The organism is Thiomicrolovo sp. ZZH C-3 (assembly GCF_054862725.1).
On sequence record NZ_JBTKXX010000001.1, the window covers coordinates 1,056,281 to 1,070,790 of the forward strand.

General features: G+C 59.4%; 16 protein-coding genes. 11 read left to right on the plus strand and 5 right to left on the minus strand.

The annotated features are described in order from the left end of the window. Positions 1–16 precede the first annotated feature (16 nt). The 8 genes from ACXWTF_RS05450 to ACXWTF_RS05485 all read left to right on the plus strand — a co-directional run bounded on the left by ACXWTF_RS05450 (position 17) and on the right by ACXWTF_RS05485 (position 5,718). On the plus strand, positions 17–778 hold the full coding sequence (locus tag ACXWTF_RS05450; protein WP_461713992.1) for a hypothetical protein: 762 nt from the start codon (positions 17–19) through the stop codon (positions 776–778). Continuing rightward, on the plus strand, positions 775–1,284 hold the full coding sequence (locus tag ACXWTF_RS05455; RefSeq protein WP_461713993.1) for a hypothetical protein: 510 nt from the start codon (positions 775–777) through the stop codon (positions 1,282–1,284). The genes ACXWTF_RS05450 and ACXWTF_RS05455 overlap by 4 nt, the downstream gene beginning before the upstream one ends. Before the next feature lie 85 nt (positions 1,285–1,369). Next, positions 1,370–1,681 carry a hypothetical protein gene (locus ACXWTF_RS05460; protein ID WP_461713994.1) on the plus strand — a complete coding sequence of 104 codons (312 nt, stop codon included), beginning with the start codon at positions 1,370–1,372 and terminating at the stop codon, positions 1,679–1,681. A 79-nt stretch (positions 1,682–1,760) separates the two neighbouring features. After that, entirely contained in the window at positions 1,761–2,657 is an 897-nt protein-coding gene (locus tag ACXWTF_RS05465) for a VWA domain-containing protein (RefSeq protein WP_461713995.1), read from the plus strand. After that, on the plus strand, positions 2,654–3,559 hold the full coding sequence (locus ACXWTF_RS05470; protein ID WP_461713996.1) for a vWA domain-containing protein: 906 nt from the start codon (positions 2,654–2,656) through the stop codon (positions 3,557–3,559). The genes ACXWTF_RS05465 and ACXWTF_RS05470 overlap by 4 nt, the downstream gene beginning before the upstream one ends. Beyond that, positions 3,552–4,319 (plus strand): tetratricopeptide repeat protein, encoded by a 768-nt coding sequence (locus ACXWTF_RS05475; protein ID WP_461713997.1) that lies wholly within the window; start codon positions 3,552–3,554, stop codon positions 4,317–4,319. The genes ACXWTF_RS05470 and ACXWTF_RS05475 overlap by 8 nt, the downstream gene beginning before the upstream one ends. Then, complete coding sequence (locus tag ACXWTF_RS05480; protein WP_461713998.1) at positions 4,300–5,418, plus strand: hypothetical protein; 1,119 nt, start codon at positions 4,300–4,302, stop codon at positions 5,416–5,418. The genes ACXWTF_RS05475 and ACXWTF_RS05480 overlap by 20 nt, the downstream gene beginning before the upstream one ends. A 57-nt stretch (positions 5,419–5,475) precedes the next feature. Continuing rightward, complete coding sequence (locus ACXWTF_RS05485; protein ID WP_461713999.1) at positions 5,476–5,718, plus strand: hypothetical protein; 243 nt, start codon at positions 5,476–5,478, stop codon at positions 5,716–5,718. A 1-nt stretch (position 5,719) separates the two neighbouring features. Here ACXWTF_RS05485 and ACXWTF_RS05490 read toward each other — a convergent pair whose 3' ends face one another. From ACXWTF_RS05490 to ACXWTF_RS05500, 3 genes are read right to left on the minus strand one after another with little or no spacing between them, the layout of a single operon-like run. Further along, positions 5,720–6,463, minus strand: a complete 744-nt coding sequence (locus ACXWTF_RS05490) for a CHAD domain-containing protein (protein ID WP_461714000.1) — start codon at positions 6,461–6,463, stop codon at positions 5,720–5,722. A gap of 33 nt (positions 6,464–6,496) precedes the next feature. After that, the gene (locus ACXWTF_RS05495; protein WP_461714001.1) at positions 6,497–7,507 is read right to left on the minus strand and encodes an endonuclease/exonuclease/phosphatase family protein; all 1,011 of its coding nucleotides are present in this window, start codon (positions 7,505–7,507) and stop codon (positions 6,497–6,499) included. Next, a complete protein-coding gene (locus ACXWTF_RS05500) occupies positions 7,504–9,465 on the minus strand; it encodes a M3 family metallopeptidase (protein WP_461714002.1) in 1,962 nt (653 codons plus the stop codon). Before ACXWTF_RS05500 ends, ACXWTF_RS05495 begins: the two co-directional genes overlap by 4 nt. Before the next feature lie 107 nt (positions 9,466–9,572). Between ACXWTF_RS05500 and ACXWTF_RS05505 the strand changes: the two genes are divergently transcribed. Further along, entirely contained in the window at positions 9,573–10,139 is a 567-nt protein-coding gene (locus tag ACXWTF_RS05505; protein ID WP_461714003.1) for a YceI family protein, read from the plus strand. Further along, complete coding sequence (locus ACXWTF_RS05510) at positions 10,136–10,756, plus strand: DUF502 domain-containing protein (protein WP_461714004.1); 621 nt, start codon at positions 10,136–10,138, stop codon at positions 10,754–10,756. Before ACXWTF_RS05505 ends, ACXWTF_RS05510 begins: the two co-directional genes overlap by 4 nt. On the opposite strand, the gene ACXWTF_RS05515 is transcribed toward ACXWTF_RS05510, so the two are convergent. Both ACXWTF_RS05515 and ACXWTF_RS05520 read right to left on the minus strand, forming a co-directional pair. Further along, entirely contained in the window at positions 10,740–11,213 is a 474-nt protein-coding gene (locus ACXWTF_RS05515) for a CYTH domain-containing protein (protein WP_461714005.1), read from the minus strand. The genes ACXWTF_RS05510 and ACXWTF_RS05515 overlap by 17 nt on opposite strands. 274 nt (positions 11,214–11,487) lie before the next feature. Further along, positions 11,488–12,027, minus strand: coding sequence for a DUF4136 domain-containing protein (locus ACXWTF_RS05520; protein WP_461714006.1), 540 nt, complete (start codon positions 12,025–12,027; stop codon positions 11,488–11,490). Positions 12,028–12,100: 73 nt separating this feature from the next. Between ACXWTF_RS05520 and ACXWTF_RS05525 the strand changes: the two genes are divergently transcribed. Then, entirely contained in the window at positions 12,101–14,500 is a 2,400-nt protein-coding gene (locus ACXWTF_RS05525; RefSeq protein WP_461714007.1) for a fatty acid cis/trans isomerase, read from the plus strand. The last annotated feature ends 10 nt before the right edge of the window (positions 14,501–14,510 follow it).

Genomic DNA, 14,510 nt, shown 5'->3' on the forward strand with positions numbered 1-14,510 from the left:
ACCGTATGGAGTCTAAATGAACGAAGCGAACCAGATAACACAGGTGACGAAGCTGTATGGATTTATTGCGGAAGAGGCGCAGCAGAACCGCTTTGCCGTGACGCTGAACAAACGCTTCAAGGCGGGCGGGGACGACGCGATGATGATCCCGATGAACATCCGCCCCGACGACTTCTACTTTACGCTTTCGAATATGAAGCAGTCGCATGTCAACGGGGCGGTCATCGCATCGGAGTACCAGGAACAGGTGCTTGAGATCGTCGATGCGGCCTCGGAACTCTGCGAGCGTACAGGAATTTGCGACACCGTTGTCGTCGGCAACGGGCAGATGCACGGCGAACTTCTCCTGCCGGTTGCCTTGAAAATGATGGCCGAAAAAAGCGGTGTGAAGCGTGTCGCCCTGATCGGCGCCACCCCTTTGGCGGGGGCATTGGCACTGATCCTCGAGAACATGAGCGTCGCGATGTTCGATCCGTGGATCGAGGAGCTGATGGCGCTGCAGGAGCGTCTTGGCACCGAACTCGACATCAACCGTCTGGCAGAAGGGATGGATGTCGACCTTTCCGGGTACGACATGGTGATCGATCTCTCCGAGATGACGGAGCTGTCGATGGTCAGCGCGCTTGCCCCGCTGAACGTCGACCTCAAGCAGCCCCGTCAGCCCTCCGCGCTGCGTCAGCGCTGTATCGAGCTTGATGCTGCTTACAGCGGTTACGAGAGTCTGCTGGACATTATGACCGAGACCGTTTATAATTATTTGACAAAGGAAAACAGATGAACCTACATGATCTGGACGATCTGAAAGCGGAATTCGACAAGTTCGTCCGCGAAAAATGTACGACCGATGAAAACGGCAATCCCGTCGAGAACGAACGCGACGCGGGCGACGCCGTCGATGACGAGCCGGTTCCGGCCTTTGTCGATGAACTGGAGAACAAGCTGCTGGCCCCGGCGCTCAGCGGCGTTTACCTCTCGCGTATCGATATCAAACGTATTTCCCAGGCCCTGGACGAGTCCCTGCCGATCAAAGAGCGCAAGAAGATGATCAAGGCGCTGTTCCGCCATACGACCTCCAAGGCGTGGCTGCGCGGCGCCTTCGACGAGATCACGAACCACATCGACGGGCGTATCCTTATCTACCGTGAGCTCTCAGAGACTTTCCCGGCAACGGCGTCGATCTTCAACGAGCACATCGCCAAAGCGGAGAAGACGAAAAAGATGTTCGACCAGATCGTCGAGGACTTCGAGGAGATCGAACCGACCGACGAACCGATGATGGTGTAGGCGCGTCCCACGGCGGTTTGAGTTAGTATAAGGTTATGGTATAGTATATGTCCACAAACGGTGCGGTGCACCCGAAGGAGTTATTATGAGCAAAAAAGCTCTTCTTGCCCTTGCATGTATCGGAGCACTCTGTGTCTTTCCGGTCCAGGCGAAAAACGACAAACACGGTGATCTCCCTCCGGGGCTGCAGAAAAAAGCCCGCAGCGGCAAGCCCCTTCCTCCGGGCTGGCAGAAAAAGCTCCAAAGGGGCCAACGGATCGATCGTACCGTGTTTGAACAGGAAGCCGTGATTATCGCTCCCCGTGACCGTGACGGTCTCCTCACCGTCCGTATCGATGGCAAAGTGGCCCGGGTCGCTGAAAAAACCCTGGAAATCGTCGATATCCTCCAGCGGTAGTCATGCGCGGCCTACGCTTTGCCGTGCCGCTCCCGGCGTGTCGGACGGCGCCGAACCCCTTTTCCCGTCCGAGTAATCCATGAGCTTTGAATTTCCCTGGCTGTTCTTGCTGCTGCCCCCGCTGTGGTATTGTCTCTACCGCTGCCGCGAACGCCTCAGTCCGCGCACGTTCGTGCATCTCGAACTCTTTGCCGTACGGCGCGGCTGGTTCAAGTGGCTCTGGCTGCTGCGTTACTTTGCGGTGCTGCTGCTGGTGACCGCCATCGCTTCTCCCGTGACCATCGACCAGGACGACCCGCTCAACCGCCAGGGGGTCGATGTCGTACTGGCCCTGGACGCCAGCGGGTCGATGGGGGCGTCGGGGTTCGATCCCAAAAGCCGGGAGAGCCGTTTCGACATTGCCAGGAAGATCGCAAAACACTTCATTGTTGAGCGGATAGGTGATAACGCCGGGGTCGTCCTTTTCGGCGACTTCGCCTTTATCGCCTCGCCGGTGACCTACGAAAAAACCGTGGTCGCGGAGATGATGGATTACCTCGTCTACGGCATGGCGGGACAGAATACGGCCATCGGCGAGGGGATCGCGATGGGCGTCCGGGCGCTTGAGGATTCGCGGGCGATCTCCAAGGTGCTCATCCTGCTGACCGACGGCGAACACAACAGCGGGCGGGTATCGCCCAAGGAGGCGACGGCCCTGGCCGTCAAACACGGCATCCGCATCTATACCGTCGGGATGGGACGGAAGGGGGAGTTCGATGAAGCGATGCTCCGCCGAATCGCCGAGGAGAGCGGCGGCAGCTTCTTCGCCGCCTATGACCCGGAAGCCCTGGCTGCGGTTTATGAAGCGATCGATGCCCTGGAGCGCTCCAAAATCAAGTCGGAACGGATCCTGCGCAAAGAGCACTATTACGCCTGGCCCCTGGCCGGGGGCGTCCTGCTGCTCTTCTATCTCTGGCGCAGGGAGGCGCTGCGATGACATTTATGACCCCGCTGTGGCTCTGGCTGCTGCTCTTCTTCGGGCTCTATCTTGTTTACCTCCGGCAGCGGGGGAGGGGCGTTGTCTGGCATCTCAGGAGTATCCTGCTGCTGTCGGCGGTTGTCCTCGGCATCCTGGCACTGGCCCGTCCGGTATCGATGCAGGAGCCGGTGTCGATCGAGCGCCGGGGAAGCGACGTTGTATTCGCCGTGGATATCTCCCGTTCCATGCAGGCGACGGATGTCGCACCGAGCCGCCTTGAGGCGGCGAAAAGCGTGCTCTCAACGGTCGTGCAGGCAGACGACACGAACCGCTTCGCGGTCCTGGCCTTTACGACGAACCCGGTGATCCTGTCACCGCTGACCCGTGACGATGAACTGCTGCTGCATCTCTTTTCGGGGCTGGACACTTCGATGGTGATGACCCGGGGAACGGAAATAAGCGGCGCGCTGAAGCTGGCGCGGAAACTGTCACGCTCCGAACGCCCCATCGTCGTTCTCCTGACGGACGGCGGCGATAGTCTGGGGTACTCCCAGGAGGCGGCGCAGGCCCGTGCAGCCGGACTGATCGTCAACGTGGTGATGCTGGCGACGGCGTCGGGCGGCACGCTGAAAGCCGAAGACGGCAAGCTGCTGCGCAACGAGGAGGGGGGCATCGTCGTGACCGCGCGTAACAGTGCGATCGCCGCCATTGCCGATGCGACCGGCGGCGTCGTGATCGACGGGGCCGATGCCGGGGCGCTGTCCGCGGCCATCAAGGCCCAGGGGATGGAGGATATCCGCGAACAGCGCAAAATCATCCTCTACCGTGAGTACTTCTACTATCCGCTGGCATTGGCGCTGCTGTTTGCCATGCTGGGGATGACGGATCTGCTGTCACGGATCGGAGGGCGTCGTGCGTAAACGTCTGGACCATATCACCTCTATCCCAACCGTCACCGCGGCACTCCTGGCGCAGGGGTGGCGCAGCATGACGGCGTGGCGGAAGCACCGGGTAATGCTGCCGCTTTTGCTCACGTTCCTGGCCGTGACGCTGCCGGCACTGCTGTTGCTGCTGTGGAATGCGACGTTGCCCTACCGGGCGGCAGAGGCCTATCGAGCGGCGGACTACAACCGCAGCGCCGGACTCTACGCGCAGATGGAGGGGGCAGCGGCACTGTTTGATGCGGGCAATGCCTGGTACCGTGCCGGCGAATATGAACGTGCCCTGCAGTTCTACAGTGCATTGGAGCAGCATGATGGCGCCTTCGGTGCGTCGGTCTGGTTCAACCGGGGCAATGCCCTGATCCGTCTCAAAGAGTTCGCGAAAGCGCGTGAGGCCTTTGCCCGCTCCCTGGCGCTGAACTATGACGAGGCGGCGCTGGCGAACATGATGCACATTCTCGCAGCAGAGGAGCAGGACCATATGCTCACCGGACGCCAGGAGGGCAAGAAACGCGCCCAGGACCAGGCGGCCGAACGCAGCGAAGGCGGCCCCAAAAAAGAGGGCGGGGGCAGCAACCAGCAAAGCAGTGCCGAGCGCCGTTCCGGGGCCGGAAGCCAGGGTAAAAAGGTGGAGCGGGAGGAGCAGCTGGAGTTCTCGAACAGCGGCAACAGCCGCCTGAGCTCAAAACAGTATGAACTGATCAATCAAAGGAGCGTACATGAAACGAATCCCTGGTAGCGGGTGGCTCTGGATACTGCTGCTCCTGCCGCTGCTCTCCCGGGCGGCGGAGACAACCTACAGCTGGAGTGCCGTGGCGACGAAAACGCGCGTTGCACAGCATGAAGCCTTCGCCGTCGAGTACACCTGCCGGTTCGATTCGCAAGCCTACGCCTACATCATCGCCTTTGATCCGGCGAAGGAGACGGAGGGGTACCGCATCGAGCCGCAAAACAGTGACGAACAGATCGTTGAGGGACGGCGCGTCAACCGATACCGCTTCACCGTTTTCCCCAAACAGGCGGGGCCGCTCACCCTGGCATTCACTGCCACGATGGAACATACCACAAAGGCTTCCATTGAAAATGCGGTCATCGGCCGCGACAACGTCGAGAAGCTCGATTACACGGCCAGGCGCGTTGCACTTCCCGTGGTCACGGTAGAGGTCGCGCCGCAGGAGACACCCTATGCCGGTCATCTGCAGCTGTCGCTGGATGTCGACCGCGAAACCGTCGATGCCTTTACACCGGTGCAGGTGGCCGTCAAACTGGAGGGGCACGGCAACCTCGATGTCCTGACACCGTTTGCGATCGAGGTCCCGGATACCCGCCAGTTCACTGACGGGGAGCAAAAAACGCTACGCCTGGGCGACAACGGCTATGCGGGGAGTATCCGCCAGCAGTTCGCCATCGTATCGGACCATGATTTTACGGTGCCCGCACTGCAGCTCTCCTATTACGATACGGAACAGAAGCGGACGGTGACGTTGTCGACACAGCCGCATACCGTCACGGTACGTGCCGCCGCCGCTTCCGCCGCGAACGGGGAGAATGAAGCAGCACCCGCCGACGTACCGGTACCGTGGAGCGCCTCCTGGCTGCACCTGCTCCTGGCGCTGCTCGCCGGAATCGTCATCGGCCGCTTTTTACTCCCTGTGCGGGTGGAGACGGAGGCAGTACCGCTCTCACAGAAGCTGCTGCGCTGCAGCGATCCTGAACGTTTCGTGGCCTACCTGGCCATGGCGGACGCCGAAAAGTACCGCGAAATGATCGACGCGATCGAGGCGAAGCTGAAGGCGGGGGAGAAGGTCGACCTTTCCGCGTACAAACGGCAGCTCTGAGGCCGTGTTTTTGATAGAACGACGGTTGCATTCAGTCGGGAAAAACAGAGCGTGCATTTGACAAAGATACTCCGGTTCAAAACGGCGGCGGGCGTGTTCCATGTGGCCCGAGACGGCGGCGGGCGTTACCATATCCTTTTCAACGACGAGAGTATGGGCGACTATGATGATATGATCGATGCGATCGAGGGGTTTGTCCACGAGAGCGGGTTCTACATCATCCACCCGGAGATGGCTTATCCCCTGGATACTTTCGACCTCGGCATCCCCGACGATATCAGCGGCTGGGAACCCTGCTGATTCAGACCTCGAAGGCCTTTTTGAGTTTGCGGAGGGCTTTTTTACGCGCGTCGTAGAGGGCCGTGCACTCCGGGGAGGGGTGTTTGTCGCAGAAACGGTGCAGCCAGTCGAGCTGGTTGGCCGCATCCTGGATGGCGCCGAAATGCTCCAGGTGCGCTTTGGCGTTTTTGATCTTGCGTTTGGCATCGATAAGCTCCGCCTCGTGCAGGAACTCCAGGACGTAGCGCGCCTGCTTGTAACGCAGCCGGATCTCATGGATCTCTTCCTCTTTCGAATCCTTTCCGAGGGCCCGCCGCGCCTTTTTTGCTTTTTCATACAGGGCCTCTCCTCGGGAGATGAGCCTTTTTTCCCGCTGGTCCAGTTTCAATGCCTCGATATCGGAGATCAGGAGATTGATCGTCTGCTCAAACCGGCGCGGCGTCTCAGCAGGCCACCGTTTCTTGTACTGCTTTTCCCGGAAACGTGTCAGGGCCGTGTGCAGGTTCGGATAGGTGTCAAAAGAGAGCGCGTCGAGAAAGACGTCCGTCTCGCGCAGCGGGTTGGTGACTTTGAGCATCGATTTGGCGATGGCGTCGGGGGCGTAAAGATGGCGGGTATAGGCGGAAAGGACGGAGCGGAAGCGGCGCAGCGCGACCCGGAAACGGTGCAGGGCCTCGATATCGGCATCCGGCCCGATAACAGGGAGCTGCTGTTTGGCCGTTTCGAGCTGCTGGACCAGGTAGGATTTTAAAAGCGCGCTTTCCATGATGGAATATTATAGTGCAGCTTTGTTACAGACTTACTTCAAGGTGAAATCGGCATAGATCGGCAGATGGTCTGAGAAGCCCTTCCCGGTGTGGTGTTTGGGGTAGGCGCGGCTGCGCTGCCAGCGGTAGAGCGCCCCTTTTTTGGTAAAGAGGTACGCCGGCGTGAAACGTGCAAAACTTCCCCGGACGTATTCAACCCCTTTGCCGTCCGCGAGGCGGGGGGAGATGATGATATGGTCCAGGGCCTCTTTCTGACCGTAGAAGTTGTGGCTCCAGCGCTGCAGTCCCGGCAGTTCGTACCAGAGGTTGTAGGCACAGGAGGGACAGCCGGGCAAGGCGTCAATCGTGATGCCTTTCTCGTCGCGCATCGTCATCAGCACGTCGTTGATCCCCGTGATCCCGTCGGTGTCGTTATGCTTGCGTTTGCGGGCGAAGAGGTGCTTTTCGTCGTAGTCGGCGTTGAAATCCCCCAGCAGGACATATGAAACGTTTCCCAGCGCGTCGAGCCGTGCTTTCAGGGCCTTCGCCGAGAGCAGACGCAGGCTTTCCGGGCCCGATTTGCTTTTCCAGTGGTTGATGAAGAGGTAGAGCGGCTCGCCGCCGGTCTCCAAGCGGACCTCGAGGATGTTGCGGATACGGGTCCCGTTGGTGACGGCGATTTCACGCTTGACCTTGATGGGAAAGCGCGAAAGCAGCGCCGTTTTGACGACGCTCGGTTTGGCGTTTGCAATGGCGCGGTGGGGGAGGTACCACCCGGCGCGTTTGACCGCCACCTGCAGGTCGCGCAGGGCCCGGTCCGATTCGATCTCCTGCAGTCCGATGACGTCGGGCTTGATCTCGGCGATGACGCGGGCGATGTTGTGCAGTTTTTTACGGTAGTTTTTTTCGTTCCATTGCCACGGGGTGTTGGGAATGTACTCGGCGTACTCGTGGCCGCTGCGTTCGAGGTCAAAGAGATTCTCGACGTTATAGGTTGCGATGCGCATGGTCTCTCCCGCAAAGAGCAGCAGCGGCAGCAGCAGTGCCGCCAGGAGTCTGGTCACGCCTCAATGCCGCTCAGGCGCAGCAGGCTCTGCGTTTCGGGTTCGCGTTCCATCAGTTTGTAGAACAGTACCCGCATGCTCTCCGAACCGCCGCGCCCGAGAATGATGTCAAGGTAGCTGCGCCCCAGGGCGGTATCGAAGACCCCCTGGTCGACGATGGCGAAGAAGGCGTCGGCACTGAGGACCTCCGCCCACTTGTAGCTGTAGTACCCCGCGGCGTAGCCGCCGGCAAAGATGTGGGAGAAGCCGTTTTGGAACTTGTTGTACGACGGCGGCGTGAGCAGGGCGGTACGTTCACGCACGGCATCAAGGACCGCCTGGACGTCCGGGGTCTCCTCCATGTGGAGGGTGAAGTCGAAAATGGCGAATTCGAGCTGGCGGAGCATGCCCATCGCCGACTGGAAGTTCTTGGCGCGGACCAGTTTGTCGATCATCAGGTCGCTGATCACCTCACCGCTCTCATAATGCTTGGCGAAGAGTTTGAGCACCTGCGGCTCGTAGGCGAAGTTCTCCAGGAACTGCGACGGGAACTCCACAGCGTCCCACTCGACCCCGTTGACCCCGCTGACCCCGTTTTCGCTGACGGTGCTGAGGAGGTGGTGGATGGCGTGCCCCATCTCGTGGAAGAGGGTGACGACGTCGTCGTGGCGCAGCAAAGAGGGGGTCGTAGCGCTTGAGGGCGGGAAGTTGCAGACGATAAAGGCGCTTGCCAGCTGCTCGTTGCCCTCTTCATCGAGGCAGTGGCTCTGCCAGTTATGCATCCACGCCCCGCCGCGTTTGCTCGGGCGTGCCTCGAGGTCGAGCAGGAGGCGGGCGCGCAGCCGGCCGTCGACATAGAGGTCGTGGGCCGTCGCCGTCTCGTGCCAGAGTTCGACCCCTTCGGCCGGGCGGATGCTGACGCCGAAGAGGCGGTGGAGGAACTCGAAGAGCCCTTCGACGACGGAGTTCTGTTCAAAGTAGGGACGGTACTCCTCTTCGTCGATGTCGTAGCGGCTCTTTTTGAGCTGTTCGCCGTAAAACGCGCTGTCATAGCTCTGCAGCTCCGCCGCCCCGGCGAATTCGCGCAGTTCGGCCAGTTCACGCTGCCCCTGGGCCATGGAGGCGTCGGCCAGTTCGTTCAGGAAGGCCAGGACGGTGTCGGGGTCCTTGGCCATCTTCGTCGCCAGGGAACGCTCGGCGTAGGTCTCGAAGCCGATCAGGCGCGCCGCCTCCTTGCGCAGGGCGAGGGTCTCCTCGATGATCTCGGCGTTCTCGGGGGCGCGGGTCGTGTAGGCTTTGTAGAGCGCTTCGCGGATATCGCGGTTGGGACCGTAGGTCATGTAGGCGATGTACGAGGGCATCTGCAGGGTGAACTTCCATGCGGTCTTGCCCTCTTCCGTTTCGAAAGCGGCGCTCTCGATGTCGCTTTTGGGCATCCCCTCCACGTCGGCGGGATCGGTGACGATGTACTCGAAGGCGTTGGTGGCATCCAGCAGGTTCTGGGTGAAGGTGTTGGAGAGTTCGCTGCGGCGCAGGTTGATCTCGGCCAGGCGCTTTTTGCTCGCTTCGTCGAGGTGGGCGCCGCTGAGCTCAAACCCCTGGATGTTCAGGTCGATGACGCGCTGCTGTTCGGGCGTGAGCAGGTCGTACTCATTGGCCTTGATCGCCTTGAACGCCGTATAGATCTCCAGGTTCTGCCCGATCTCGGTACCGTACTCGGTCAGCAGCGGCAGGGCGGCGGTGTAGACCTCCTGGGTCTTGTCGCTGTTGTTGACCGAGTGCAGGTGCGACATCGGCGTGAAGAAGTGGTCAAGCCGCTCATCGAGCATCTCGAAGGGTTTGACAAAGTTGGCATAGCTCTTTTCCTCGATGGCGAGTAGGGCCTTGATCTGGCTGCGTCCTTCGTCCAGGGTGCGTTGCAGGTCGTCGATAAACGTCTCCAGGTCGACCTCAAAGGGTAAAAAAGGTGCTTTGCTCATTGATATCCTTCCTATCTTTGTTGAAATATTACCTCAAGATGCTGATACGTGATTAAACAATGGCAGTTATAATAGCCGGAAAACTTTGGTTCACCAGGAGAGTAATGATGAAAAAGATTGCATTATCGGTTCTCGTTGCCGCCACGGTCGCAATGGCCGACTGCAGCTACAGCAAGAGCGGCGATGTCAGCGTCAACTGGACGGCGTTCAAAACGCCGATGAAAAAAGGGGTGGGCGGAACCTTCCGTTCCATCGTCTATAAAGGCGCGGAAAAGGGGGCATCGCTGACACAGCTGCTCAAGGGCTCCAAGGTGATGATCCAGACGAACAACGTCGATTCGGGCAATGCCGGGCGCGACGCGAAGCTGGTGCAGTTCTTCTTCAACCAGATGGACGGGCAGATGCTCGAAGCGCAGATCCTCGATATGGACGAAGCGGCCAAGATCGTCCTGGTGGAGGTGATCATGAACGGCAAGGGGCTCAACGTGCCGATGGCCTACCGCTATGAAAAGGGCGTTTTCTCCGCCGCCGGCGTGATCGACCTGGGCGACTTCAAAGCCCTTGATGCGCTGACGTCTATCAACCGCGCATGCTATGACCTGCATGCCGGTAAGACCTGGCAGGATGTCAATATCGGCTTCAGCGTGAAGGTCGAGGAGAGCTGTACGAAATGATCGCCGCCGCCGTCAAGAAAATGATCCGCTTCCTCTTCGTGGGGGCGCTCTCATTCTTTCCGCTGGTGGTGGTGCTTCTCATCGTCAATTTCCTCAAAAACATCGGCCTGAGCGCCTATCTGAGACTGAACACCCTGACCGATTCGACCGGAACGACAGTCCTGCTGATGCTCGGGGTGCTGTCGGCGCTGATCCTGCTGGGATGGACCATTGAACGCTACGGCCGTTCCGTCCTGCTCTCGGCGATCGACCGGATGTTCGAGAAGATCCCCGCGGTCAATACGATCTACTCCGTCTCCCGCAAGATCTCCAATATGCTAACCGGCAAGGATGATTCGGGCAAAAAAGAGGTCGTCCTTGTCGAATACCCCAAAGACGGCGTCTGGGTACCGGCCTATGTCCTGAACCGCCATAACGGCATCTGCGTCCTCTTTGTACCGACGTCGCCGAACCCCACCAGCGGCTACACGGTCCTGGTCAAGGATGAACTCACCGTCCCGGTGTCGCTGACGCTGGAGGAGGCCTCCTCTTTCATTATCAGCATGGGGGCGGACTTCGTCAAACGCGACGAAGTGACGGAGAAGATCCACGGGGCGGGGGTCAGGCCTCGTTCTTGAAACGCGCGTAGGGGAGGGTGCGCAGGTTGGAGTTGTAGTAGCGTCTGTCGTCGGAGACTTCCCGGGTCACCCAGGGCGGCAGTGCGAAGCTTTCGTCCGCACGTTGCAGCTCGATTTCGGCCAGGTAGAGCCCCGCGTTGTCCCCCTCGAAGATATCCACTTCCCACAGATGCCCCTCATAGACGATCTCGTACCGCTTTTTTTCGATCAGCGGCGCGGCACAGAGCTCCTGCAGCATCGCATGGGCATCCTCCACGGGGATCTCGTATTCAAATTCGCTCCGCACGAGGCCCGCTCTTTTGCCTTTGAGGGTCAGGTACGCTTTTTCGTTCTTCGTACGGATCCTGACGGTGACCCCTTCGGCAGCAATGTACCCCTGCGTGATGACCAGCGGTGCGGGCAGCTCGGGGAGCAGAGCGGGGTCAATGAGAAATTTACGTTCGATTTCGATTGCCATGGGGTATTGTAGCGCAGATAGACAGGAGAGGGTGCCGGGAGGCTCCCGGCAAAAAGCTATTAGTGCTTGCGGTCGCCGGTGTTGTGATAGAAATACATGCTGTATCCGATCACCGCAACGCTCGGGTAAAAGATGCCAAGCAGTTCGATCATTGTTCACTCCTTCTTAAATGAAGCGGGTATGCTAGCGAAAAAAGCGGCTATTTTTCCATTCAAATGCATTGAACAAAATGAACAGTTTTTTTCATGATCTTCGGGGGGCGCCCCCGACAGGGTTATCGGCTGCTATGCGGGAAGGATCGAAGGCTCTCTGAAACGACTGTATTGATGTAGCGCGACCGTTCGTCGGGGGTGTCGAAACTTTTGAGACGGTCGGTCGTGACGGCACGCCAGAAGACCATGTTCCCGTCGGGGTCGAGCGCGTCGATGATGATTTTGGATTCGTCGTATTCGTACTCACGCTGGACAGGTACGGTCATGGAGGCGCCGTACCCGTAGCCGTAATAGGGGTAGAAACCGACCATCTGGAAATCGGTCGTGACCTGTTTTCTGGTGGTCACATCGGTGTGGAAGAGCAGGATGAAATCGGCCGCTTCTCTGGAGGCGGGCGTATACCCTTTTTGGACCATTTGCGCGGTGAGTGCATCGGCGATGCGGCGCTGCGTCAGGGTCGTGACACCCTCTTTTTGGGGGTAGACGACGGCAAAACTTCCCAGGCGTTGAAAGTCGAACTCGGGGTCATAATCGCTCTGCACCTGCAGGCTGGAACATCCTGTGAACAGCAGCAGCATTACCAGTGTAAATATCCGCGTCATCGTGCCGTCTCCTTCCGTGCTTTGTACCATTGTAGCAGGGCATGGCTAACAGAATACGCTACACTTACACCCAATGAAACCGCTGATTTACTCTTTGATCATCCTGCTGTTCCTGGCGTTGGGGGGATGTGCCCCGAAACCCGTTCCCCCGGTGGCCGTTGCCGTTTCGGAGCGTGTGATCGATTACACGAAAGAGGTCCGTCCCATCCTGGAACGGCGCTGTGTGGTCTGTCACTCATGTTACAACGCCCCCTGCCAGCTGAAGCTGAGCGCCTTTGAGGGGCTTGAACGCGGGGCGTCGAAGATGGTGGTCTACGACGCGGAAAGGTTGACGGCCGCCCATCCGACACGGCTCTTCGTCGATGCGGATAGCGCACAGGCGTGGCACAAGCGGTTCGATTTCTACTCCGTGACGGCCAACAGCGCCAAGGGCCGCTTCAATGATTCGATGCTGGTCAGCCTGCTGGAGGCGAAGCGGCAGCTGCCCCACGCCGGAGGCGAGTACCGGCCGGAGTCCGATGAACTCACCTGCCCGCGGGATCATGACGAACTCGAGGAGTACCTCGATGAATACCCCGACCGGGGGATGCCCTACGGCTTCCCGCCGCTGACTGACGCAGAGTTTAGGACTTTGGCCCAGTGGGCGCAGCAGGGTGCCAGGGGACCGGACAGCGAAGCGCTGCGGCGGATGAACGCCGCCGCAGAAGCCGACAGGCGTGCGCTGGAAACCTGGGAGCTTTTTTTGAACGCGCCCGATGCGAAGCACGCCGTGACCGCCCGTTATCTTTATGAGCATCTCTACCTGGCCCATATCCGTTTCGGGAGCCCGGAGGGGGCGTTTTACGAACTGGTGCGTTCCAAAACCGCTGCGCCCACTCCGATCGAGATCATCCCGACCGTCAGGCCCTACGACGATCCGGGCACGGGGGCGTTTTATTACCGTTTCCGCCGGATCACCTCGACGCTGGTGCACAAGACCCATATGGTCTTCACCCTCGATGACGCCCAGCTGGCAAAGATCAAAACACACTTTATCGACGCCCCGTGGGCGGAGACGCCGCATGTGATGGGCTACGGTGCGAAACAGGCTGCCAACCCCTTCGTGACCTTTGCACAGATCCCCGCCGCAGCGCGCTACGGCTTTCTGCTCGACAACAGCGAATATATTGTCCGTACTTTCATTCGCGGGCCGGTCTGCAAGGGGCAGGTGGCGCTGAACGTCATCAACGACCATTTCTGGGTGATGTTCCTGGACCCCAAATACGACCTGAGCCTGCACTACCCGAACCTGCTGCGGTTCAACGAGAAGAAGCTCTCCATACCCGATGAAAGGGGCAGCAATTTCCCTGCTTACCGGCTGCTCAGCGACAAATATATCCAGCGTGCGGTGGATTACTACAAGGCCCGGGCGGATTTCTATTCGCTCATCTATACGGACGGGCTGGGATACGACGCGATCTGGAAGGGGGAAGAGGCCGACGACGCGCCGCTGCTCACGGTCTACCGCCACTTTGACAGTGCTTCGGTGCACAAGGGCGTGCTCGGCGACCTGCCCAAAACTCTCTGGGTCATCGACTACCCGCTCTTCGAGCGTATCTACTATGCCCTGGTTGCGGGGTTTGACGTCTTCGGCAATGTCGGGCACCAGACCAATGTCCGCCGTTATATGGACCGGCTGCGTGTGGAGGGGGAGAGCAACTACCTCGACTTAATGCCCGCTGCCAGCCGCGAGAAGCTCTTTGACGCCTGGAACAAAAACCTCAACCTTCTCGTTGAGGATAAGCTCTTCTACCGCCCGGCACGCATGCCCGCGGCCGTTGCTTTCGAGACAAACGATCCCAAACGCGAATTCGTCGAGCATATTGTCGATCACGAGCTGATGGGGGCGACGGACATCTCCTTTGACCCGGTGAACTATTTTCACGCGGGGGACGCACATCCACCGCTCCCCGAACACTACCGAACGCGGGAGGATTATATTCAGGCGTTCCGTGCCGTTTCAAAACCCGGGACGGCCTTTGTCCGTACGATCGACGGGCAGCAGTCGAACCTGGCGTACGTCCGCGTGCGCATGCCCGAGGGGGAGAAGGATATCCTCTTTTCGGTCGTCGTGAACCGTTGGCACGACAACGTCGCCTTTATGTTCGACGAACAGAGCCGCCTGGATCCCTCCAAAGACAGTGCGGATTTCATCTTTGATTTTATCGGTTCGTATCCGAATATGTTGCTCGAGCTGGATGCGGAGGAGGCCCCGGCCTTCTTCGATATGCTCGCGCACTACAAGGATACGCCCGAGTACCGCCGCCGTTTTTTCCATTTCGGCATTACCCGGGACAACCCGCGCTTCTGGGAGGCGTATGACTGGTTCCAGAAGCGTTTTGATACGACGCACCCCGTCGATGCGGGGCTGTTTGACCTGAACCGCTACTACTACCTCTCGCGCTCCCACGGGAAAAAAGAGGCGGCAGAGTAACGGGGCGGAC

Bases quoted from the DNA above. Each gene is read 5' to 3' on its own strand.
- ACXWTF_RS05460 (WP_461713994.1), top strand. From the start codon at position 1,370: ATGAGCAAAAAAGCTCTTCTTGCCCTTGCATGTATCGGAGCACTCTGT.
- ACXWTF_RS05480 (WP_461713998.1), top strand. From the start codon at position 4,300: ATGAAACGAATCCCTGGTAGCGGGTGGCTCTGGATACTGCTGCTCCTG.
- ACXWTF_RS05510 (WP_461714004.1), top strand. From the start codon at position 10,136: ATGATCGCCGCCGCCGTCAAGAAAATGATCCGCTTCCTCTTCGTGGGG.
- ACXWTF_RS05500 (WP_461714002.1), bottom strand. From the start codon at position 9,465: ATGAGCAAAGCACCTTTTTTACCCTTTGAGGTCGACCTGGAGACGTTT.
- ACXWTF_RS05455 (WP_461713993.1), top strand. From the start codon at position 775: ATGAACCTACATGATCTGGACGATCTGAAAGCGGAATTCGACAAGTTC.
- ACXWTF_RS05505 (WP_461714003.1), top strand. From the start codon at position 9,573: ATGAAAAAGATTGCATTATCGGTTCTCGTTGCCGCCACGGTCGCAATG.
- ACXWTF_RS05465 (WP_461713995.1), top strand. From the start codon at position 1,761: ATGAGCTTTGAATTTCCCTGGCTGTTCTTGCTGCTGCCCCCGCTGTGG.
- ACXWTF_RS05525 (WP_461714007.1), top strand. From the start codon at position 12,101: ATGAAACCGCTGATTTACTCTTTGATCATCCTGCTGTTCCTGGCGTTG.
- ACXWTF_RS05515 (WP_461714005.1), bottom strand. From the start codon at position 11,213: ATGGCAATCGAAATCGAACGTAAATTTCTCATTGACCCCGCTCTGCTC.
- ACXWTF_RS05470 (WP_461713996.1), top strand. From the start codon at position 2,654: ATGACATTTATGACCCCGCTGTGGCTCTGGCTGCTGCTCTTCTTCGGG.
- ACXWTF_RS05450 (WP_461713992.1), top strand. From the start codon at position 17: ATGAACGAAGCGAACCAGATAACACAGGTGACGAAGCTGTATGGATTT.
- ACXWTF_RS05490 (WP_461714000.1), bottom strand. From the start codon at position 6,463: ATGGAAAGCGCGCTTTTAAAATCCTACCTGGTCCAGCAGCTCGAAACG.
- ACXWTF_RS05520 (WP_461714006.1), bottom strand. From the start codon at position 12,027: ATGACGCGGATATTTACACTGGTAATGCTGCTGCTGTTCACAGGATGT.